Source organism: Hymenobacter monticola (assembly GCF_022811645.1).
GTDB lineage: Bacteria > Bacteroidota > Bacteroidia > Cytophagales > Hymenobacteraceae > Hymenobacter > Hymenobacter monticola.
In genome coordinates, this window is record NZ_CP094535.1 from 94,252 (window position 1) to 115,161 (window position 20,910).

Here is a 20,910-nt window from a genome sequence, read left to right on the forward strand (position 1 = left end):
ACCACGATGAAGTTAATCCGATTTGGCGAGGCTGGCCAGGAAAAGCCCGGCATCATACAAGGCGACCAGTGGCTGGACGTTTCAGCCAGCGTGCGCGACTACGACGAGGCATTTTTTGCGCAGGGCGGGTTGAAGCAGCTGCACGCCGCGCTGGCCGCGCGCCCGGCAACGGCGTGGCCCGTGGTGCCGCCCGGCACCCGGCTCGGGCCGCCCGTGGCCCGGCCGTCCAAGATTGTGTGCATTGGCCTCAACTACGGCGACCACGCCCGCGAAACCGGCGCGGCGGTGCCCCAGGAGCCCATTATTTTCCTGAAGTCTACCACGGCCCTGGTCGGCCCGAACGATACGATTGTCATTCCGCGCGACTCGGTGAAAACCGACTGGGAAGTGGAGCTGGCCGTGGTCATTGGCCAGCGGGCCAGCTACGTGACCGAAGCCGAGGCCCTGAGCTACGTGGCGGGCTACTGCCTGCACAACGACGTATCGGAGCGCGAGTTTCAGCTGGAACGGGGCGGCACCTGGGACAAGGGCAAGGGCTGCGATACTTTCGCGCCGATGGGGCCGTTCCTGGCCACGCCCAACGAAATTCCCGACGTCGATAACCTGCGCCTGTGGCTGACGGTGAACGGCCAAACCATGCAGAACGGCACCACCGCCGAGCTGATTTTCAAGATTCCCTTTCTTATTTCCTACCTCAGCCGGTTTATGACGCTCCTGCCCGGGGATATCATCTCCACGGGTACGCCCGCCGGGGTGGGGCTGGGCTTCAAGCCGCCGGTATTCCTGAAGCCGGGTGACGTGGTGGAGCTGGGCATTGAGGGGTTGGGCACCTCGCGCCAGTCCGTCCAAGCCTACGAACCGGCCTAACGGCCACCCTGCAATGGCAACTATTTCAGTAATGGAAACGGCGTCAACCAGTCGCCAGCAATCCCCCATGATGCGTTTTGAAGGAAAAGTAGCAATCGTGACCGGCGCCGGCCAGGGCATCGGCTTCGAGATAGCCCGGCAGCTGACCCGCGAGGGTGCCCACGTGCTGCTCAATGACCTGGACGGCAGCCTGCTGAGCGAAGCGGCAAAGCGCATCCAGCAAGAGGGGCCGGGCACCTGCTCGCCCCTGGCTGGTGACGCCGGCGACCTGGCTTTTATCCAGCAGCTGGTGGCCGAAGCCACTAGCCGGTTTGGCCACCTCGACATCGTCATCGCCAACGCCGGCATCACGCTGTTCGGCGACTTCCTGACCTACAGCCCCGAGTCGTTTTTCAAGGTGATGCAGGTGAACCTGGGCGGCACGTTTTTTCTGGCGCAGGCCGCGGCCAACCAGATGAAGCAGCAAGCCAGCGGCGGCGCGCTGCTGTTCACGTCCTCCGTCACCGGGCATCAGGCTCACAAGCAGTTGTCAGCCTACGGCATGAGCAAGGCCGCCCTGGAAATGCTGGCCAAAAGCCTGGTGATTGAGCTCTCGGAGCACCGCATTACCGTGAACACGGTGGCGCCGGGCGCAACCCTGACCGAACGCACGCAGGACGACCCGGCGTACGAAGCCACCTGGCAAAAGCTGACCCCGATGGGCCGGCCCGCGACCGTGGCCGACATCGCCCAGGCCGCCTTGTTTCTGGTGTCCGACCACGCCCGCCACATCACCGGCCAGAGCTTGGTGGTCGACGGGGGCTGGACGAGCATCAGCCCTGGCCCGGAACCGGTTTAGCCCTCCCCATTCCCCTCCCCTGCTACCTGCCTCGTGGAAACCCCGCCCTCGACCTTAGAAGCTGTTGTTCAGCATCCGTGCCAGTTGGGCGAAGGCCCGGTCTGGGACGCCCATACCCAAACGCTGCTGTGGATTGACCTGCTGGGCGGAGACATTCACGAGTTTACGCCGGCAACCGGCACTCACTCGACCGTTAGCGTCGGGCAGATGGTTGGGGCCGTGGCCCTGCGGCGCGGGGGCGGCCTGGTGGCCGCCCTGCAACACGGCTTCGGCTTCGTGAACCGGCAAACGGGCGAGGTAACCATGGTGGCCAGCCCCGAAGCGGCGCTGCCCGGCAACCGGTTCAACGATGGCAAGTGCGACCCGGCCGGCCGGTTCTGGGCCGGGACGACCTCCTACGCCGAGCTGCCCAACCAGGCCAGTCTATATTGCCTGGAGGCCGATGGCACGGTGAAGCGGCAGCACCAGCCGGTTTCCATGTCCAACGGCCTGGCCTGGAGTCCTGATGGCCAGACTTTGTACTACATCGACACGCCGACCTACGAAGTGGTGGCCTTTGCCTACGACCAGGCTACCGGGACCATTCGTGCTCCCCAAACGGTCATTCAATTCACGGCCGGCGATGGCTACCCCGATGGGATGACCATTGATGCGGAGGGCATGCTGTGGGTCGCCTTCTGGGGCGGCTGGCGGGTGGGGCGCTACAACCCGCACACGGGCCAGCTGCTGCACTGCATCTGGCTTCCCGTGGCCCAGGTGACCAGTTGCACCTTCGGCGGGCCCGAGTTGCGGGACTTATACATTACCTCGGCCCGAACCGGCCTGAGCGAGCCGCAGCTGCGCACCCAGCCCCGGGCCGGGGCGCTGTTCGTGCTGAAGGACTGCGGTTTCCAGGGACTGCCCACCAACGAATTCAACGGCTAACTGCCCACTGCTGACGGACAAGGCCGTCGCGAACAAGCCGGCCGCGAGGCCCCACGATATGCTAAACATCGAGCACGAACTACGGGCATTTCTGCCGGCCGAGCGCATCCGCGCCCGTTACATCGACCTGGTATCGTTCGCCTCGGATGCCGGCTTCTACCACTTGGTGCCCCAGGCCGTGGTGCAGCCCATCAGCGAGGCCGAGATTAAGGCCTTGTTTGCTTTCTCGCACCAGCAGGCCATTCCGTTGGTGTTTCGCACCGGGGGTACCAGCTTGTCGGGGCAGGCCATTACGGACGGAATTCTAGTGGACCTAAGCCAGTTCTGGGCCCGCCTGACTGTCGAGCAGGACGGCCAGCTGGTGCGCGTGCAGCCGGGCATCACGGGCGCCATGGTCAACGCCTACCTGCGCAAGTACCAGCGCAAAATCGGGCCGGACCCCTCCAGCATCAGCGCGGCCATGATGGGCGGCATCCTGTCCAACAATGCCAGCGGCATGTGCTGCGGGGTGGTCCAGAACTCGTACCACACCACCCGCCACATCCGCTTCGTGCTGCCTAATGGCCAGGCCTTCTCCACGGAAAACCCCGGGGACTATGCCCGTTTTGAGCACGAAAGCCGCGACCTGCACCAGGAGCTGGCCGCGATTCGCCAGCAAATAGCGGACACCCCGGAGCTGCACGCCAAAATCCGGCACAAGTACCGCACCAAGACGACGGTGGGCTATTCGCTCAATGCCTTCGTCGACTACGAGCACCCGCTCGACATCCTGGCGCACCTGCTGATTGGGGCCGAAGGGACGCTGGCCTTCATCGCGGAGGCGGTGCTGCACACCGTGCCCGACCACCCGTTCAAGTCGACGGCGCTGCTCTACTTCACCGATATCTACGCCGCGTGCCAGGCCATTGAGCCCCTCACCCAGGCGGGCGCCCTGATGGTGGAACTCATGGACCGCGCCTCGCTGCACGCCGTGGCCGAGCTGCCGGGCATGCCCGCCATTGTGAAAACGCTGCCGGAAGCCGCCGCGGCCCTGCTCGTGGAATTTCAGGAGGCTTCGCCGGAAGCGCTGGAAACCCGGGTGAGCAGCTTCCTGGCATCGTCGGGGGAGCTGGCCCTGCTCAACACGCCGGAATTTACGACCGACTACGCCGAGCGGGAGTTTTTCTGGAAGGTGCGCAAGGGGCTGTTTCCGGCCGTGGGGGCGGTGCGGGCCAGCGGCACGACCGTGATTCTGGAGGATGTCGCGTTTCCGGTGGCCCAGCTCGGCAATGCCATCATCGACCTGCAGCGGTTGTTCCGGCAGTACAGCTACCACAATGCCATCATCTTCGGCCACGCCAAGGACGGCAACATCCACTTCGTTATCACTCAGTCGTTTAATACAACCAAGGAGATAAACCGCTACCAGTACTTCATGGAAGACGTGGTGGAACTGGTGGTGCAGAAGTACCAGGGCACGCTCAAAGCCGAGCACGGCACGGGCCGCAACATGGCCCCCTTCGTGGAAACCGAGTGGGGCGGCGAGGCTTACGCGATTATGCAGCGCATCAAGCAGGCGGTGGACCCGCGCGGGCTGCTCAACCCCGGCGTGATTATCAATGCCGACGAGCGGGCCCACATCCAACACCTGAAAACGCTGCCCTCGGTCGAAGCCGAAGTGGACCGCTGCATTGAGTGCGGCTACTGCGAGCACAAGTGCCCCAGCCGCGACCTGACCATGACCCCGCGCCGCCGCATCGTGGTGCGCCGGGTGCTCAAGCAGCTCGAAGCCGCCGGCGACACCGCCCACCACCAATTGCTGCTTGACCAGTACCAGTACGAAGGCCTGGAAACCTGCGCCGTGGACGGCCTGTGCGCCACGGCCTGCCCGGTCGACATCAACACCGGCGACCTGATTAAGCGCCTGCGCCGCGAAAACCACTCGCCCACCGCCAACAAGGTGGCCCTGCTGGTCGCCAAGAACTTCCGCACGGTGGAGTGGCTGGCCCGCACGGGCCTGCAGGCCGGGGCCGTCTTCAACCGCGCGTTTGGCCCGAACACCATGGCCAAGCTCACGGGCGGGCTGCGCCGGGTGGTGCCCGCCATGCCGCTCTGGAACGAGCAACTGCCGGCACCGCCCGCGCTCAAGTCCCTGCGGGGGGCCGCCGGCCCCCCGGCCCCGGCCGGCCAGCCGGGCATCGTGTACTTCCCCTCCTGCCTCTCGCGCATGCTCGGCACCTACGAAGGCCAGGCAAAGAACGGGCTGGAGGTTTTCCTGAGCGTGTGCGCCAAGAGCGGCATCGCCGCCACGGTGCTGGAGCGGGCGGCCGGCACCTGCTGCAGCCAGATTTTCTCCTCCAAGGGCTTCGCCGAGGCCTACGCCTACACCGCCAACAGCATCGTTGAGCGGCTGTGGGAAAGCAGCCGGCAGGGGCAGCTGCCGGTGGTGATTGACGTGAGCTCCTGCGCCTACACCCTGCACAAGCTGCGGCCGGTGCTGAACCCGGAAAACCAGCGCAAGTACGACCAGCTCACCATTCTCGACAGCGTTGATTTTCTGCACGACCTGGTGCTGCCCCGGGCCACGGTGCGGCAGCGCAAGCAAACGGTGGTGCTCCACCCTGTGTGCTCGCTGGAAAAGATGAAATCGGGGCCCAAGCTGCTCGCCATTGCCCGCCGGTTTGCCGAGCAGGTGACCGTGCCGCAGCACGCCGGCTGCTGCGGCATGGCCGGCGACCGGGGCTTTCTGTTTCCCGAGCTCACGGCGGCGGCCACCCGGCCCGAAGCCCGCGAGGTGCAGCAGCAGCCCGCCCAGGGCTACTATTCCTCGACCAAAACCTGCGAAATGGCCCTCTCCGAGGCCACCAGCAAGAACTACGAGTCCATCCTCTACCTGGTAGACGAAGGGCTATAACGCGCTCCACCCCCCAATTCCCACAAGCTCCATGGCTGGTATCTCCACCTCCTCCGCGCCGCGCCGCGTTCTGCCGTCCCCGGCGGCCGTCCCCTCCTATTTCGGGCCGCTGCTGACCGTGACCATGCTCTTCTTCACCTGGGGCTTCATCGTGTCGATGAACGACGTGCTCATTCCCAAGCTGAAGGTGGTGTTCACGCTGCAGCACTGGCAGGCCATGCTGGTGCAAACCGCCTTTTTCGGGGCTTATTTCATCGTCTCGCTGGCGTATTTCCTGCTCTCGATGACGAAGGGCGACCCCATTCAGCGCATTGGCTACAAAACCGGCATCATCATCGGCCTGCTGGTGTGCGCGGCGGGCGCGGGGCTGTTCTACCCTTCGGCGGAGTTTAAAAGCTACGGGCTGTTTCTGGCCGCGCTGTTCGTGCTGGCTTCGGGCACCACCATCCTGCAAATTGCGGCCAACCCCTACGTCACCATTCTCGGCGCGCCGGAAACCTCGTCCAGTCGGCTGAACCTGACGCAGGCCTTCAACTCGCTGGGGACCACGCTGGCCCCCGTAGTGGGGGGCTACCTGGTGTTCGACCACCTGGCGCAGCAAGCCGGCACCGGGGCCGATTCTGTGAAGCTGCCCTACCTGGGGCTGGCGGCGGCCACGGTGCTGCTGGCCCTGCTCATCCGGCTTGCGCCGCTGCCGGCCGTGGGCAGCGCGGGCCGGGTGGTGGCCGAGGCCGGGGCCCTGCGCTACCGGCACCTGGTGCTGGGCGTGGTCTGCATTTTTGCCTACGTGGGCGGGGAAGTCTCCATTGGCAGCAACTTCATCAGCTTGCTGAAACTACCCCAGATTGGCGGGTTTCCTGAATCCGAAGCCAAATATTACCTGACCTTTTTCTGGGGTGGGGCTATGATTGGGCGGTTTTTCGGGGCCGTGGCCCTGGCCCAGTTCCGCAACAACGCCTACAAGTTCGGCATCCTGGCCCTGATTATTCTGGTTACCTATGCGGGAGTGGCCAGCGTCTACGACCAGCAGCAGAGCCTGATTGTGCTGGGCCTGATGCTGGGCAACGTGCTGGTGCTGCTGCTGAGTCGGTTCGTGCCGCAGCGCACGCTGGCCTTTTTCGCGGCTTGCGTGGTGGGGCTGCTGCTGCTCATCGCCACCCAAACCGGTGCGGTAGCCCTGTGGGCCATCGTGGGCATCGGGCTGTTCAACTCCATCATGTTTCCCACCATCTTTGATTTGGCCATCAAAGGGCTGGGGCAATACACCAGCCAGGCGTCGTCGCTGCTGGTCATGGCCTGCGTGGGCGGGGCCGTTGTGCCGCCGCTGCAGGGGCTGCTGGCCGATGAGACGGGCAATTTGCAGGCCTCCTTCCTACTGCCGGTGCTGTGCTACCTGTACGTCATGTATTACGGCATCTGGGGCTACAAATCGGATAATCAGGCAAATGACACGGTAGTGGAGCCCGGGGCTTAGCTCGTTGGTAGTACCGTTACACAGAAACGCAAGCAAAACGGAACCGGCCGGCCTTACGAATTGGGTGGGACCTGGAGTGTAGGTCGGTCGGCGACGTTTGCTGGGTAGATAACATTAAAAATGCGGACACGTCGCGCTCCGACATCCCGACGATGAGCGGGCGTAGGCCCTCGCTTTCCACCAGTATCGGGGGCAGTAATCCATCGCGTGGGGCAAAAATGCGCGTAATCTGGATGCGTTTTAGGTAGACCTTGTCGTAAATTGCCAATTCAAGCAGGAACATTCACCCGTTGCATGTGCCTGACCTGAATGCTACTTGCACCCAGGCTCGCTGCTGGTACAAGGATTGGCAACCCCTACGACCATGGATATTCCTACCGCGGCTCAGCCAAGCGCTGAGCTTTATCAAACGCAGGAGCAGTTAATTCCCCTCATCACCTCTTTCCTGGAGAATGAGGCACATCAGCTCTTTGTGCCCAGTCTGGCCATCGACACGGCCATCTTCAGCTTTCAGAACGACAAGCTTAAAATACTGCTGCTGCGCTTTTGGAACACGCCCTACTATTGCCTGCCGGGCGGCTTTGTTGGCAAACAGCAAACCCTGGACGAGGCCGCGTATGCGATTCTTCGGGAAAGGACCGGCCTGACGACAATCTACCTGGACCAGTTTTATACGAGTGGCAACCTGGAGCGCTTCGGCAACGATGCGCTGCTCACCAAACTGCGGGAGCTAGGTGCCGCACCCCGGCCGGGCAACTGGCTGGAGCAGCGCTTTGTGTCCGTGTGCTATTATGCCTTGCTCGATGAAGTAGCTTTCTGCCAGACAATCGACCCGCTGGTGTTTGAGCCCGAGTGGGTGGACATCGATAAGCTGCCCGAGATGCTTTATGACCACGCAGAAATTGCTGGCAAAGCACTGGAAAGGCTTCAATTCGACCTCAACCATAAGTTTGTCGGCTTCAACTTGCTGCCCGAAGAATTCACCATGGGCGAATTGCAGAAGATATACGAAGCCATTCACCAGACTCAGCTAGACCGGGCCAGCTTTCAGCGCAAAATGCTCAGCCTGGGAATTCTGGAACGATTAGAGAAGAAATACACGGGCAAGGCGCATAAGTCGCCCTATCTCTACCGCTTTAACAAAGTGCCCGCCGCCGCAGAGGCCTTAGCCGGCTAAAGACTAAATTTTGAATGAACAGGCCCGTGGGCTGGCGCAAGAGGAGATTACCTCTTCTGCGCCAGCCCACGGGCCTTTTTGGCATCCTGCCACAACTCGCCCCCCTAGCTCTCAGGCTTGGCTAAAGCGGCATTAGAAGGTTCAAATCAGAGAGATAGCGCAGAAATATCACTCAGGTTTTTGTAAGTGGCTGCTTTCTGATTATTATTGTTACATATTGCAACAATGAGAAAATCTATACTGTCCGCCTTCACGATGTGAAGGGTAGATGCCACTCCTCATGCCGAAAAAGGCAGTTGCAATTGGCTACTCAACAGGTGGTCTTGGCGCTTTTTCCAACGCGAGCGTGCACCCCTGAACTGGCCAGGGTTGTCCTGTGCCCTGGCTACGACCGATAGGTATTCATCCTGCTCCCCTCCCAAAATCCCACCCACTCACCTGGAAAATGAAAACCTTAAAGCTGCTACGAGTTGTCACGGCCCTGCTGCTGGTGATGACAGCAGACACGGCCTGGTCTCAATCCAACCCGGCCGCGCAGCCGGGCACCCGCTCGTTCGACCAGGGGTGGAAATTCTTGAAGGACAACCCGACGGGGGCCGAAAACCCCGGCTTTGACGACGCGCGCTGGCGGGCGCTCGACCTGCCCCACGACTGGAGCATCGAGGACCTGCCCAACCAAAGCCCCGACTCCATCAGCGGGCCGTTTTCGCGGGCCTCGCTGGGCAAGCTGCACAGCGGCAACACGGTGGGAGGCACGGCCTGGTACCGCAAGCGGTTTGTGGTGGACAAGGCCGAGCAGGGCAAAACAGCCTACCTGCAATTTGACGGGGTGTACATGAACGCGGACGTGTGGGTGAACGGCCAGCACCTGGGCAACCATTTCTACGGCTACACCTCGTTCTGGTATAACATTACGCCCTACCTCAAGCCCGCCGGGCAGCCCAACGTGGTGGCCGTGCAGGTGAAAAACGAGGGCCTGAACTCGCGCTGGTACACCGGCTCGGGCATTTACCGCCACACTTGGCTGCGGTTTGCCAGCCCGGTGCACGTGGCCCCCTGGGGCGTGTACGTGACGACGCCCACGGCCACCGCCGCGCAGGGCACGGTGGCCGCGGTGGCCACCATCGCCAACACCAGCGCGCAGGCGCAGCAGGTAGCCTGCACGCTGCAGCTGCTCGACCCGGCGGGCAAGGTAGTGAGCAAGGCCACCCGGCAAGCCCTGGTGCCGGCCGGGCAGTCGGCTGACGTGGCGCAGACCCTGACCGTGGCGCGGCCGGCGCTGTGGTCGCCGGAGTCGCCCACGCTCTACCGCGCCGAGGTGACGCTGCGGGTGGGCGGCCAGGTGCAGGACCAGCACACGACGCCGGTCGGCATCCGCACCATCCACGCCGATGCCCAAACCGGGTTTAGCCTCAACGGCAAGACGATGAAGCTCAACGGCGGCTGCATTCACCACGACAACGGCCCCCTGGGGGCCGTGGCCCTGGACCGGGCCGAGGAGCGCAAGGTGGAGCTGCTCAAAAAGGCCGGCTTCAACGCCCTGCGCCTCTCGCACAACCCGCCCTCGCCCTACCTGCTCGACGCCTGCGACCGCCTGGGGATGCTGGTGATTGACGAGTCGTTCGACATCTGGGAAAAATCGAAGATGCGGGTGATGTCCAGCATCTTCGGCCCCAAGGGCGCGCCGATTTCCGACTACTCGACCGTGTTCAAAACCGACTGGCAGCAGGACATCAAGCTCATGCTGCTGCGCGACCGCAACCACCCGAGCATCATCATGTGGAGCATCGGCAACGAGATTCTGGAAGTGGCTACCTCGCCGGGGCTGCGCATCGCGCAGGGCCTGGTGAGCGAGATGAAGAAGTACGACACCACCCGCATTATCACGGAGGGCTTTGCCCTGAGCGACGACCCGAAGGCGGGGCCGGGCAGCCCCAACGAGGAGGCCCACTACGCCCTGCTGGGGGCCACCGGCTACAACTACGCCTATACCAAGTACGAGCAAGACCACGCCCGCTACCCCAACCGGGTCATCTACTCCTCGGAGTTTATGCCCCCGCGGGCGCTGCCCAACTGGCAGGCCGCCCAAAAGCTGCCCTACGTGATTGGCAACTTTACCTGGGCCGCCATGGACTACATGGGCGAGTCGGGCGTGGGCCTGCCGCGCCTGGTAAACGCCAACGCGCCGTATTCCGACACCACGGCCGTCTCGCTGGCCAACGTGAGCTTGTTTTTCTCGCCCAAGCCCTGGCCGATGTTTCAGAGCTTCATGGGCGAGTACGACCTGATTGGCAACGCCAAGCCGGCCGCCGAGTACCACCGCGTGGTGTGGGGCAGCCAGCCGGTAGCCCTGTTCGTGCACAAGCCCGTGCCGGCCGGCAAAAAGGAAATCCGCAGCCCCTGGGGCTTCCCCGACGAGCTGAAAAGCTGGAACTGGCCCGGCCACGAGGGCGAGAAGATGCAGGTGCGCGTGTACACCCGCAGCCCGCTGGTGAAGCTGGAGCTGAACGGTAAAGTCATCGGCGAGCAAAAGCTGGACGTGAACGAGTCGGTGACGGCCTTTTTCTACGTGCCCTACGCGCCCGGCACCCTGGTAGCCCGCTGCTACGACAAGGGGGTCGAAACCGCGTCAACGACCCTCCAAACCGTGGGCCCGCCCGCCGCCCTGCGCCTCTCGGTCGACCGCGCCACCCTGCGCGCCGACCGCAACGACCTCGCCTACGTGCAGGTAGAGGTAGTGGACGCCGCCGGCAACCTCGTGCCCACGGCCGACGACGTACTGGTGCAGTTTGCCGTGCGGGGCGCGGGCACGCTGGCCGGGGCCGGTAGCGGCAGCCCCGTCGATGTGAGCAGCTTTCAGCAGCCGCGCAAGAAATCGTGGCAGGGCCGGTGCCTGGCCATCGTGCGCCCGCAGGGGCCGGCCGGCACCATCGTGCTCGAGGCTACGGCCGCCGGCTTGCGGCCCGCCATGGTAGCGCTGGCGGTGAAGAAGTAGCTATCAGTCCCTACCTAGTAGTTGTCATTCTGAAATGTTAACAGCTTAAAAGCAGCCCCGTCCGGGCCGCACGGTTGCTTTTTGATTCCCTAACAAATCGGTGCCGCCTTCTCCGTGTACTGGCTGCTCCCATTCCCACCCACCCCTTTTCGTATGCTGCGAACCCTTTCTTCGGCGGGCCTTTTGGGCTGCCTGTTGCTGACTGCCGGGAGCGCCTCGGCGCAAAAAAAGCGCCCGTCGGCCCAGCCGGCGCGCACCGTTTCCTTTGACCAAAGCTGGCGGTTTAGCCGCGACAGCGTGGCGGGCGGCGAGCTGCCCGCCTACCGCGACGCGCAGTGGCGCAAGCTGGATTTGCCCCACGACTGGAGCATCGAGGATTTGCCCACCCAGATACCCGGCCGCACCTTCGGGCCGTTTGATAAGAAGAAGACTGCCAACATGATGGCCGGCTTCGTGACGGGCGGCACGGGCTGGTACCGCAAGCGCTTCGCCACCGACCCCGGCGCGACGGGCAAGCGCGTCAGCATCCAGTTCGACGGGGTGTACATGAACGCCGACGTGTGGCTCAACGGCCACCACCTGGGCACGCACCCCTACGGCTACACCTCGTTTCGCTACGACCTGACGCCCTACCTGCTGCCCGCCGGCCAGGAAAACGTGCTGGCCGTGCGCGTGCGCAACATCGGCACCACGGCCCGCTGGTACAGCGGCTCGGGCATCTACCGTCACGTGTGGCTCACCACCACCGAGCCGGTGCACGTGGCCCCCTGGGGCGTGTACGTGACCACCCCCGAGGCCACCGCCAGCCAGGCCCGCGTGGCCGTGCAAACCACCCTGGCCAACGAGCAGCCCACCCCGCGCGAGATTGAGCTGGTGACCACCCTGCGCTCGCCGGCCGGCAAAAAAGTGGGCGAGGCCACGCAAAAGCTGACCCTGGCGGCCGGCGCTTCGCAGGTGGCCAGCCAGGCGCTGACCCTGGCAAAACCGGCGCTGTGGTCGGTGGAAACGCCCAGCCTGTACCGCGCCGTGACCGAAATCAGGGACGGGGGCCGGGTCGTGGACCAGGTCGAAACCCCGTTTGGGGTGCGCAGCATCGCGGTATCGGCGCAGCAGGGGTTTGTGCTGAACGGCAAGCGGGTGCTGCTCAAGGGCGGCAGCATTCACCACGACAACGGGCCGCTGGGGGCCGTGGCCCTGGACCGGGCCGAGGAGCGCAAGGTGGAGCTGCTCAAGCAAAACGGCTTCAACGCGGTGCGCTTCAGCCACAACCCGCCCTCGCCGGCCATGCTCGACGCCTGCGACCGCCTGGGGATGCTGGCCATCGACGAGGCGTTTGACGTGTGGGAAACCGGCAAGTACCCGCAGGACTACCACCTGTATTTCAAGGAATGGTGGCAGCGCGACCTGGAGGCGGTGCTGCTGCGCGACCGCAACCACCCGGCCGTCATCCTGTGGAGCATCGGCAACGAGATTCCCGAGCGGGTCGATAGCGACGGGCTGCGCATTGCCGGGCGGCTGGCGGCCTTCACGCGCCGCCTCGACGCCACCCGCCCGGTGACCGAGGCGCTGTGCCAGTTCTACGAGCCCGCCAACCAGGGCAAGGACTGGAGCCTCACCGTGCCGGCCTTCCCCCTGCTCGACGTGGGCGGCTACAACTACCTGTGGCAGCGCTACGCCGCTGACCACCAGCAGTTTCCCAACCGCATAATGCTCGGCACGGAGTCGTATGCCAGGGAGGCCCTGCAAAACTGGAACCTGGTGGAGCGCAACCCCTACCTGCTGGGCGACTTCGTGTGGACGGCCGTGGACTACCTGGGCGAAATCTCGCTCGGCTACTCCTACTACGATACCCGCAAGCTCAAGCGCGGCGTCATCGGCTGGCCCTGGTACACGGGCTGGTGCGGCGACCTCGACCTGACGGGCGCCAAGAAGCCGCAGTCGTACTACCGCGACGTGGTGTGGCGGCAGCGCCCCCTGGCCCTGATGGTGCACGAGCCCATCCCGGAGGGCAAGGTGGAAAACATTGCCGACTGGGGCTGGCCGCAGGAGCTGCCCCACTGGACCTGGCCGGCCGCCACTGGCAAGCCGCTGCAAGTGCGGGTGTTTTCGCGCGCGCCGCTGGTGCGCCTGAGCCTGAACGGCCGCGTGATAGGCGAAAAGCAGCTGGCCGACACCACCATCACGGCCGTGTTTGAGGTGCCCTACCAGCCCGGCACCCTGCGCGCCGTCAACGTGGTGGGGGGCAAGGAAACCGACGCGGTTGAACTGAAAACCACCGGCCCCGCCACCCACCTGCGCCTCACCGCCGACCGCCCCACCATCACCACCAGCCGCGACGACCTGGCCTACGTGACGGTGGAGGTACTCGACGCCAACGACCAGGTAGTGCCCAACGCGGAGGTGCCCGTCAAGTTCTCGCTGCAAGGCGGCGGCGAGCTGGCGGGCGTCATCAGCGCCAACCCCACCGATTTGGCCAGCTTCCAGCAGCCCACCCGCAAAACCTTCCGGGGCCGCTGCCAGGCCATCGTGCGGCCCCTCGGGCCGGGCGGCACCATCACCCTGCAAGCTACCGCCGAGGGGTTGGCAGCCGGGCAGGTGGTGGTTACGGCCAAGAAGAAGTGATGAACAGCTTCGCCTACCACAGCTTCCCTATTCACCCCTGACCCAGGCAGTGCGCAGGCCGTTGCCGGCGCGTCTGGAAACCAGTTTGCTATCCACATGAGAAAGCCTAATGCTTTGTTGAGAATCCTGAAAACAGTGGGCATTGCCGTGGGCAGCCTGGTGGGGCTGTTCGTAGTAGCCGGGTTGGGGATTTATGCCTACCTGCGCTTCACCTCCAGCCCGCGTCCGCCGCATACCGAGGCCATTGCGGCGGCAACCGTGCTGGCCCCCGACACCACGCAGGCCGTCAACCCCTACCTGCCTGCCTGGGAGTACGTGCCCGACGGCGAGCCCCGCGTGTTTGGCGACCGGCTCTACGTCTTCGGCAGCCACGACCGCTTCAACGCCAACACCTTCTGCGAGAACGACTACGCGGGCTGGTCGGCCCCGCTCAGCAACCTGGCCAACTGGCGATATGAGGGCGTGAGCTACCGCCGCACCCAGGACCCGGCCAACCCCAGCGGCTCGATGTCGATGTACGCGCCCGACGCCCAGCGCGGCCCCGATGGCCGCTACTACCTCTACTACCAGCTCTCGCGCAAAAACGCCATCTCGGTGGCTGTGGCCGACGCGCCGGCCGGCCCGTACCAGTTCTACGGCTACGTCACCAATCCCGACGGCTCGCTGCTGGGCGATAAGCCCCAGGACCACAACCAGTTCGACCCCGGTATCTTTATCGATGACGACAAGCGCATCTACCTCTACACTGGCTTCTGCCCGGTCGACTGGATGAAGACTCTCCTCAACCTGGGCCGGCCCGTTGGCAACGGCCCGATAGTAATCGAGCTGGAGCCGGACATGAAGACGGTGAAAGTGCCCTCCGACGGCCGCTTCCTGGTGCCCGACAAGTCGGCGGAGGCGGGCACCGGCTTCGAGGGCCACGGCTTTTTCGAGGCGTCCTCGCTACGCAAAATCAACGGGCGGTACTACTTCATCTACTCGTCCTACAACGGCCACGAGCTGTGCTACGCCGTGAGCAACTCGCCCACCAGCGGCTTCACCTACGGCGGCGTGCTTGTCTCGAACGGCGACATCGGGCTGCCCGGCGTCAGTAACCCCACCAACGCCCGCAACTACACCGGCAACAACCACGGCTCCCTGGTGCAGGTGCGGGGCAAGTGGTACGTCTTTTACCACCGCCAAACCAACCAGCACATGTTCTCGCGCCAGGGCTGCGCTGAGGAAATCCAGGTGCTGCCCGACGGCCGCATTCCGCAGGTGGAGATGACCTCGCAGGGCCTCAACGGCAAGCCTCTGCGCGACAGCGGCGTGTATAGCGCACACATTGCCTGCAACTTATATTCCAAGGAAGGGGCCGTGAAGTACGACGTCTTCATGCCCCACGTGCCCCTCGAGCGCCACCCCTACCTCACGCAGGACGGCCCCGACCGCACCAGCCAGCCCAACCAGTACATCGCCAACATGCAGGACGGGGCCACGGCAGGCTTCAAGTATTTCGACTTCCAGGGGGCCAACGCCATCGCCGTGACCACCCGCGGCCCCGGGCGGGGCAAGATGCTGGTCAAGGATGGGCCGCAGGGCTCGGTAGTGGCCGAGGTAGCCATTCAGCCCTCCGAGCAAACGCAGACGTTCCAAGCACCCCTGCGCATTAGAACGGGCAGGAAGCCGTTGTTTTTCGTGTTTCAGGGCACCGGAGCTGTTGAGTTTCACAAGTTCGAGTTGGCCAAGCGGTGAGTATGCACTCATCGTCCCCTTCTCTCTACATTATGTTGCGGGCTGCTTAAATGCCGTACCAACTGCTTGCCGGCTGATTTTCCTAGTACCTGCTTAGCCTCTAGGTAGGTGCACACCTGATAATCCTGCTCGTGGCATCAAGCAGCGTTGGCTATCGATAATTGATTAAAGGTCTGAGCTACCAGTGCCTCCTCCATTGCGACTTGCAGCGGGGGAGGCATTCTATTTCAGCCCAATAGCCCTGCTGCTCCACCGGAAGCGAATGAGTGGACGGCAATGGCATTTACTCCAATCGTTTGCTAAAAAAAGAAAAAATTGTTAAAAATTATTTATCTGTTAATCAGGTACTTAAAAATTATCAGGCCCTTTGAGTGATTACTTACTCTTGGCTTGCAAAAAAAATAATTTATCATTGTGACACATTGCAACAATGGCAATAAAAATGCTGCACTTTGCTGGTAGCCAGTAACCTATTCGGTTTCCTGGACTGGACCTGCCTGCCCGTACGATTCAGCTAATTCCCACCTCCATTCTCACACTTTGATGAAACCAAGACTACTCCCGGTATGCCTATCAGGCGTCTTGCTGTTTGGCAGCAAGCAGGTGCTGGCCCAAACCCGGCCGGATAGCGTGAAAGTGCCCCAGGCGGACTCCACGGCCCTTAAAAAGACCGAGCAGAACCGCAACGTGATGCTAAACGCGGACACCAACACCGGCCCGCGGCAGGTAAACATCGGGTTGCCGTTTACCGGCGACATCACCATTCTGGAGAACGAGGTGCCGGTGGTGTACAACTTCAACCCGACGGTGCCCACTGCCACTTGGCGTTTCAGCAACAGCCTGGCCAAACTGGGGCTGCTTTCTTTTGCGGAGAGCGCGCTGACCTTCGGCAAGGTGGGCTTCACGGTGCAGTCGTCCGACCGCGACCCTACCCCTACCCTCAAAGGATTTGTCACTTTTTACGGCAACAGCTTTGGCTCGTCGCGCTACGATGCGACCATTACCGGCCCACTCAGTAAAAACGGTTGGGGCTTCATGGTCAACGGCTTTCAGACGTTTGACCGCGGCAACGGCACCAACTTTATGTACACGCCTTGGACTGACAAGACATCTTTGGTAAAGCTCGGCATTACTAAGAAGTTCGAGAAAGGCAACATTCGGGTATTGTACAAATACTCCGACTCGCGGCAGCAGCTCACTAACTACAACCCGCTCGTGTACGAGGGCGACGGCAAAACTCGCGCCTTGGATAACTTCGACCTCGGCCGCGACTCCTACCTGCCGCGCGACGGCCAGTTGCCGGTTTACGATGCCTACACGGGTGCTCCAACCTTCGTCGGCTTGGATGCTGGCAACCGGTTTCAGTCCCACAACATCTACCTGACCGGGGCCTACAAGTTCAACAACGACTGGAAGCTGTCGGCTTCCTCGATGTTCCAGCACATGACGGGGGGCCTGGCCTCGGTGCAGCCCATCAGCCTGCTCATCGTAGACCCCGACCAGCAACAGGGCCAGCTCTACACCTACCAGGGCACGAACAAGGCGTACACCGGCTCGGTGCAGTACGCGGCCAGCTACGCCGTGCGCGACTTGGACAGCAAGTCGTTGTTCAGCCGGGCCGAAATTGCCCGGCAGTTCACCAAGCACTCGCTGCGCTTCGGCCTGACGCAACTCTACAGCCACCGCCAGTACGATATTTCCAGCGGCCTGTTTTTGCAAACGGTGCAAGCCAACCCCGAGCGGCTCGACCTCGCCGCCGTTATTCCGGGCGTGGGCACGTTCAAGGCCACCAACGACTTCGGGCTGCTGCCTGCCGCCAGCGGGGGCTATGGCTTCACGACCGACGAAACCTTCAACAGCCAGGCGTTCTATGCGTCCGACGACATTAAGGTGAACAGTAGGCTCGATGTGGGCCTCGGGGGGCGCATCGAGCACCTGAACATCACCGAAAACAAGAATCCCTACCTCAACGACTTCGTGAAGGGGCGCCCCTTCATTAACTATAGCTTCGGTAACCTCTGGAACAAGGTGGGCGTGGCCAGCGCCGTACTCAAGCTGACCGCCAAGTTCGGCCTGGTGGGCGACTTCACCTACAACTCGTCGTACGACCGCTACTGGGACTACCAGTACCGCGACGGCAACGGCAACCCCATGCCCGACCCCGCTACGCCCACGGCCAACCCGCTGCAAAACCAGCCCCACCCGCTGGAAAGTGTGGTGCTCAACTTCGGGGGCGGCTTGTTCTACAACGCCGGCGACAAATTCAGCGTGGTGTCGAAGGTGAACCGAATTTCAAAAACCAACATCCGCACCAACCCGACCATCACCAACCCGGCCGACCCGACCCAGCGCCGGACGTTCGACCCGCTGTTTTACGACCTCGAAACGCTGGGCTGGAACACGGACATCGTGACTACGCCCTTCAAAGGCTTCTCGCTGCACTACCTGCTCACGGTGCAGAACCCGGTGTTCAAGAACTACGATATCGGCGCGTTCGGCGTCACCTACAACTACAGCAACAACCGCATCCCGGAGCTGTCGAAGGTGCTGATGGAAATTGACCCAAGCTACTCGTTTCTGCAGGGCAAAGTGCGGGTGTGGGCCAGCGTGCGCTACTACAGCAAACAGTACCCCAACCTGAGCAACTCGTTCTCTTACAACGCCTGGTTCGAGAACTTCGGCGGCATCGACTACCGCGTGAACCGCAACATCGACTTCAAGCTGCAAGTCACCAACTTCCTCGACCAGAAGGGCGTGAAAGGCAGCATCCTGGGCGCCGACCAGATTATCGATGCAACGCCGTACGTGGGCCGCAAAATTGTCGCCAGCGCTATCCGCCCCCGCACCATTGAGCTAACCGCCAACTTCAAATTCTAAATTTTCCTTTAACCCACCCTTTCAATAATTCCTGGTATCATGAAAAAGTTAAATGTAATCCTCGCTGCTATGTTTGCCCTGCTGCTCTCGTTTGCGGCCCAGGCCCAGACCCCACCCGCCGACTATTTCACCGGCAAATGGAAAGTAGCCCTAGAGGGCACTCCTGGCGGCGACCAGACGATGTTCATCGAGCTTACCCGCAAAGACGGCAAGCTCACGGGCGGGGCCTTCGACCCCAAAACCAACAAGCTGGGCATCACTTTCGACCGGGTGGAGGAAACCCCCAAGTCGGTGACGGTGTACTTCAAAGCCTCGGGCGTAGACGTGTTCATGAACCTGGACAAGCAGGACGACACCCACGCTACGGGCAGCATGATGGACATGTTTGACGCCAAAGCCGAGCGCGTGGCCACCGCCACGCCAGTGAAGTAATTACCTAAATGCAGTGGAGTACAGCGGGGGAAGCCGAGCTTCGCCCGTTGTGCTCCACTCTTTTTTTGCCGGCCTAGGTGCCTTAGGCCCTTTTTGTCTGGTATAGCCCGCCGCGCGGCGGCTACCCACTAGCCTGCTGCCCCCTAAGCGGCGCGCCACCGGTCCCTTGCGGATACCGCGTGTTACCCCTCCTGAATCTGGATTTGATGACGGGCCTGCTGGCGCGAAAGCGCACAGTGCCGGGCCGCGCCTTGCCCTCTTTTCTCCCGCCTCCCCATGAAAAATACCCTTTACGCCGGCACCCTCTGCCTGCTGCTGGGCCTGGGCGGCCCGGCCGCGCACGGCCAGGTAGCGCCCAAGCCCACCACCATTTGCAACCCCCTGAACCTGAGTTACCGGTACCAGCTCAAGAAGCCCTCGCGCCGCGAGGCGGCCGACCCCACGATGGTGGCCTACAAAGGCAAGTACTACCTGTTTGTCTCCAAATCGGGATGCTACTGGTCGTCGAGCGACTTGCTGAACTGGAAGATGATTACCTCGCAGCAACTGCCCTTCGAGGACTACGCGCCCACGGTGGTGGTGATGCGCGATTCGCTGTTTTTCATGGCCACCAACTGGGGGCGCAACAACAAGAGCATCTTCAAAACCGCCGACCCGGAATCGGGCAAGTGGCAGGTGGCGGTGCAGACCTTTCCGAAGAATCTCAGCGACCCCGACTTGTTTCTGGACGACAACGGCAAGCTCTACCTCTACGACGGCACGTCGAACGAAACGCCCATCGCGGGTACGGAGCTGAACAGCAAGACCCTCTTGCCGGTGGGCCAGTCCGTGGTCACCGTAAGCGGCCACCAGAACGTGGACGGCTGGGAGCGCCAGGGCGACTACAACGAGAAGGAGGAAGGCCCCTTCGTGGAAGGCGCCTGGATGACCAAGCACGCGGGCAAGTACTACTTCCAGTACGCGGCGCCCGGCACGCAGCACAAGAGCTACAACGACGGGGTGTACATGGCCGAAACGCCCCTGGGGCCGTTTAAGCTGGCCGAGCACAACCCGTATTCCTATAAGCCCGAGGGCTTTATTACCGGGGCCGGGCACGGCAGTCTGTTTCAGGACAAGTACGGCAACTATTGGAAGGTGGCGACGATGGTGATTTCCGTCAAGCAGATGTTTGAGCGCCGCCTGGGGTTATTTCCGACCTTCTTCGATGCCGATGGCACGCTGCACACCTACACCGCCTTCGGCGACTTTCCGCACACCGTGCCGCAGCGCAAGCTCAGCGGCCCGGCCGACTACCAGCCCACCGCGATGCTGCTCTCCTACCACAAGCCGGTGGAGGTGTCCTCGACGCTCGACAAACACCCCAAGGAAAACGTGACGGGCGAGGACATCCGCCGCTGGTGGAGCGCGGCCACCGGCAACAAGGGCGAGTTTGCGCTGGTCGATTTGCAAAGCCCCTGCACCGTGCGCGCCGTGCAGCTCAACTTCGCCGACGAGGGCACCACCATTCTGGGCAGCGAAATTGGGCGGGCCGATTCCATCTACTACCAGTACCTGCTGGAGTACTCGACCGACAAGAAAACCTGGAAAACCCTGGCCGACAAGCGCACCAACAAGACCGACGTGCCCCACGACTACTTGGAGCTGGCTACGCCCGTTACGGCCCGCTACGTGCGCCTGACTAACTACCACGTGCCCGACGGCAAGTTTGCCCTCTCCGGCCTGCGCGTATTCGGCAAGGGCACCGGCAAGGCGCCGGCCCCCGTCGCGGCCTTCACCGCCACTCGCGATGCCGCCGACGCCCGCAACGTGACCCTGACGTGGCCCGCCGTACCCGGCGCCACGGGCTACAATATCCGGTTTGGCTCGAAGGCCGACAAGCAGTACCTGGACTACCAGGTGCTAGGCGCTAACACGCTGACCATGCACAGCTTGAATAAGCTGCAAGACTACTATTTCACCATCGACGCCTTCAACGAGAACGGCATCACCAAGGGCACGAAAACCGTGAAGGCGGCCACTCCGGCCAAATAAGCTGCCGGACGGCATACCTCCCTCCCGCTTTTAGAAGCGCAACTTA

The 20,910-nt window shown here is 62.7% G+C and carries 12 protein-coding genes; all 12 read left to right on the plus strand.

What is annotated here, in order from left to right; genetic code table 11:
- Window positions 1–6: 6 nt before the first annotated feature.
- The 12 genes from MTP16_RS23815 to MTP16_RS23870 all read left to right on the plus strand — a co-directional run bounded on the left by MTP16_RS23815 (window position 7) and on the right by MTP16_RS23870 (window position 20,864).
- On the plus strand, window positions 7–867 hold the full coding sequence (locus MTP16_RS23815) for a fumarylacetoacetate hydrolase family protein (RefSeq protein ID WP_243520210.1): 861 nt from the start codon (window positions 7–9) through the stop codon (window positions 865–867).
- A gap of 70 nt (window positions 868–937) precedes the next feature.
- Window positions 938–1,705, plus strand: a complete 768-nt coding sequence (locus MTP16_RS23820; RefSeq protein WP_243520455.1) for an SDR family NAD(P)-dependent oxidoreductase — start codon at window positions 938–940, stop codon at window positions 1,703–1,705.
- A gap of 33 nt (window positions 1,706–1,738) precedes the next feature.
- Window positions 1,739–2,629 carry an SMP-30/gluconolactonase/LRE family protein gene (locus MTP16_RS23825; protein ID WP_243520212.1) on the plus strand — a complete coding sequence of 297 codons (891 nt, stop codon included), beginning with the start codon at window positions 1,739–1,741 and terminating at the stop codon, window positions 2,627–2,629.
- Window positions 2,630–2,687: 58 nt separating this feature from the next.
- On the plus strand, window positions 2,688–5,522 hold the full coding sequence (locus MTP16_RS23830) for an FAD-binding and (Fe-S)-binding domain-containing protein (protein ID WP_243520214.1): 2,835 nt from the start codon (window positions 2,688–2,690) through the stop codon (window positions 5,520–5,522).
- Window positions 5,523–5,553: 31 nt separating this feature from the next.
- The gene (locus tag MTP16_RS23835; protein WP_243520216.1) at window positions 5,554–6,996 is read left to right on the plus strand and encodes a sugar MFS transporter; all 1,443 of its coding nucleotides are present in this window, start codon (window positions 5,554–5,556) and stop codon (window positions 6,994–6,996) included.
- 316 nt (window positions 6,997–7,312) lie between these two features.
- Window positions 7,313–8,173 (plus strand): NUDIX hydrolase, encoded by an 861-nt coding sequence (locus tag MTP16_RS23840; protein WP_243520218.1) that lies wholly within the window; start codon window positions 7,313–7,315, stop codon window positions 8,171–8,173.
- 445 nt (window positions 8,174–8,618) lie between these two features.
- Window positions 8,619–11,168 (plus strand): glycoside hydrolase family 2 TIM barrel-domain containing protein, encoded by a 2,550-nt coding sequence (locus MTP16_RS23845; protein ID WP_243520220.1) that lies wholly within the window; start codon window positions 8,619–8,621, stop codon window positions 11,166–11,168.
- A gap of 153 nt (window positions 11,169–11,321) precedes the next feature.
- Window positions 11,322–13,790 (plus strand): glycoside hydrolase family 2 TIM barrel-domain containing protein, encoded by a 2,469-nt coding sequence (locus MTP16_RS23850; protein WP_243520222.1) that lies wholly within the window; start codon window positions 11,322–11,324, stop codon window positions 13,788–13,790.
- 96 nt (window positions 13,791–13,886) lie between these two features.
- Window positions 13,887–15,524 carry a family 43 glycosylhydrolase gene (locus tag MTP16_RS23855; protein WP_243520224.1) on the plus strand — a complete coding sequence of 546 codons (1,638 nt, stop codon included), beginning with the start codon at window positions 13,887–13,889 and terminating at the stop codon, window positions 15,522–15,524.
- A 543-nt stretch (window positions 15,525–16,067) separates the two neighbouring features.
- Entirely contained in the window at window positions 16,068–18,401 is a 2,334-nt protein-coding gene (locus MTP16_RS23860) for a TonB-dependent receptor (protein ID WP_243520226.1), read from the plus strand.
- A gap of 39 nt (window positions 18,402–18,440) precedes the next feature.
- The gene (locus MTP16_RS23865) at window positions 18,441–18,833 is read left to right on the plus strand and encodes a hypothetical protein (RefSeq protein ID WP_243520228.1); all 393 of its coding nucleotides are present in this window, start codon (window positions 18,441–18,443) and stop codon (window positions 18,831–18,833) included.
- A gap of 276 nt (window positions 18,834–19,109) precedes the next feature.
- Entirely contained in the window at window positions 19,110–20,864 is a 1,755-nt protein-coding gene (locus MTP16_RS23870) for a family 43 glycosylhydrolase (protein WP_243520230.1), read from the plus strand.
- Window positions 20,865–20,910 lie beyond the last annotated feature (46 nt).

Excerpts from the sequence above, each read along its gene's own strand:
- MTP16_RS23870 (WP_243520230.1), top strand. The coding sequence starts at position 19,110 with ATGAAAAATACCCTTTACGCCGGCACCCTCTGCCTGCTGCTGGGCCTG.
- MTP16_RS23835 (WP_243520216.1), top strand. The coding sequence starts at position 5,554 with ATGGCTGGTATCTCCACCTCCTCCGCGCCGCGCCGCGTTCTGCCGTCC.
- MTP16_RS23845 (WP_243520220.1), top strand. The coding sequence starts at position 8,619 with ATGAAAACCTTAAAGCTGCTACGAGTTGTCACGGCCCTGCTGCTGGTG.
- MTP16_RS23850 (WP_243520222.1), top strand. The coding sequence starts at position 11,322 with ATGCTGCGAACCCTTTCTTCGGCGGGCCTTTTGGGCTGCCTGTTGCTG.
- MTP16_RS23815 (WP_243520210.1), top strand. The coding sequence starts at position 7 with ATGAAGTTAATCCGATTTGGCGAGGCTGGCCAGGAAAAGCCCGGCATC.
- MTP16_RS23820 (WP_243520455.1), top strand. The coding sequence starts at position 938 with ATGCGTTTTGAAGGAAAAGTAGCAATCGTGACCGGCGCCGGCCAGGGC.
- MTP16_RS23860 (WP_243520226.1), top strand. The coding sequence starts at position 16,068 with ATGAAACCAAGACTACTCCCGGTATGCCTATCAGGCGTCTTGCTGTTT.
- MTP16_RS23855 (WP_243520224.1), top strand. The coding sequence starts at position 13,887 with ATGAGAAAGCCTAATGCTTTGTTGAGAATCCTGAAAACAGTGGGCATT.
- MTP16_RS23865 (WP_243520228.1), top strand. The coding sequence starts at position 18,441 with ATGAAAAAGTTAAATGTAATCCTCGCTGCTATGTTTGCCCTGCTGCTC.
- MTP16_RS23830 (WP_243520214.1), top strand. The coding sequence starts at position 2,688 with ATGCTAAACATCGAGCACGAACTACGGGCATTTCTGCCGGCCGAGCGC.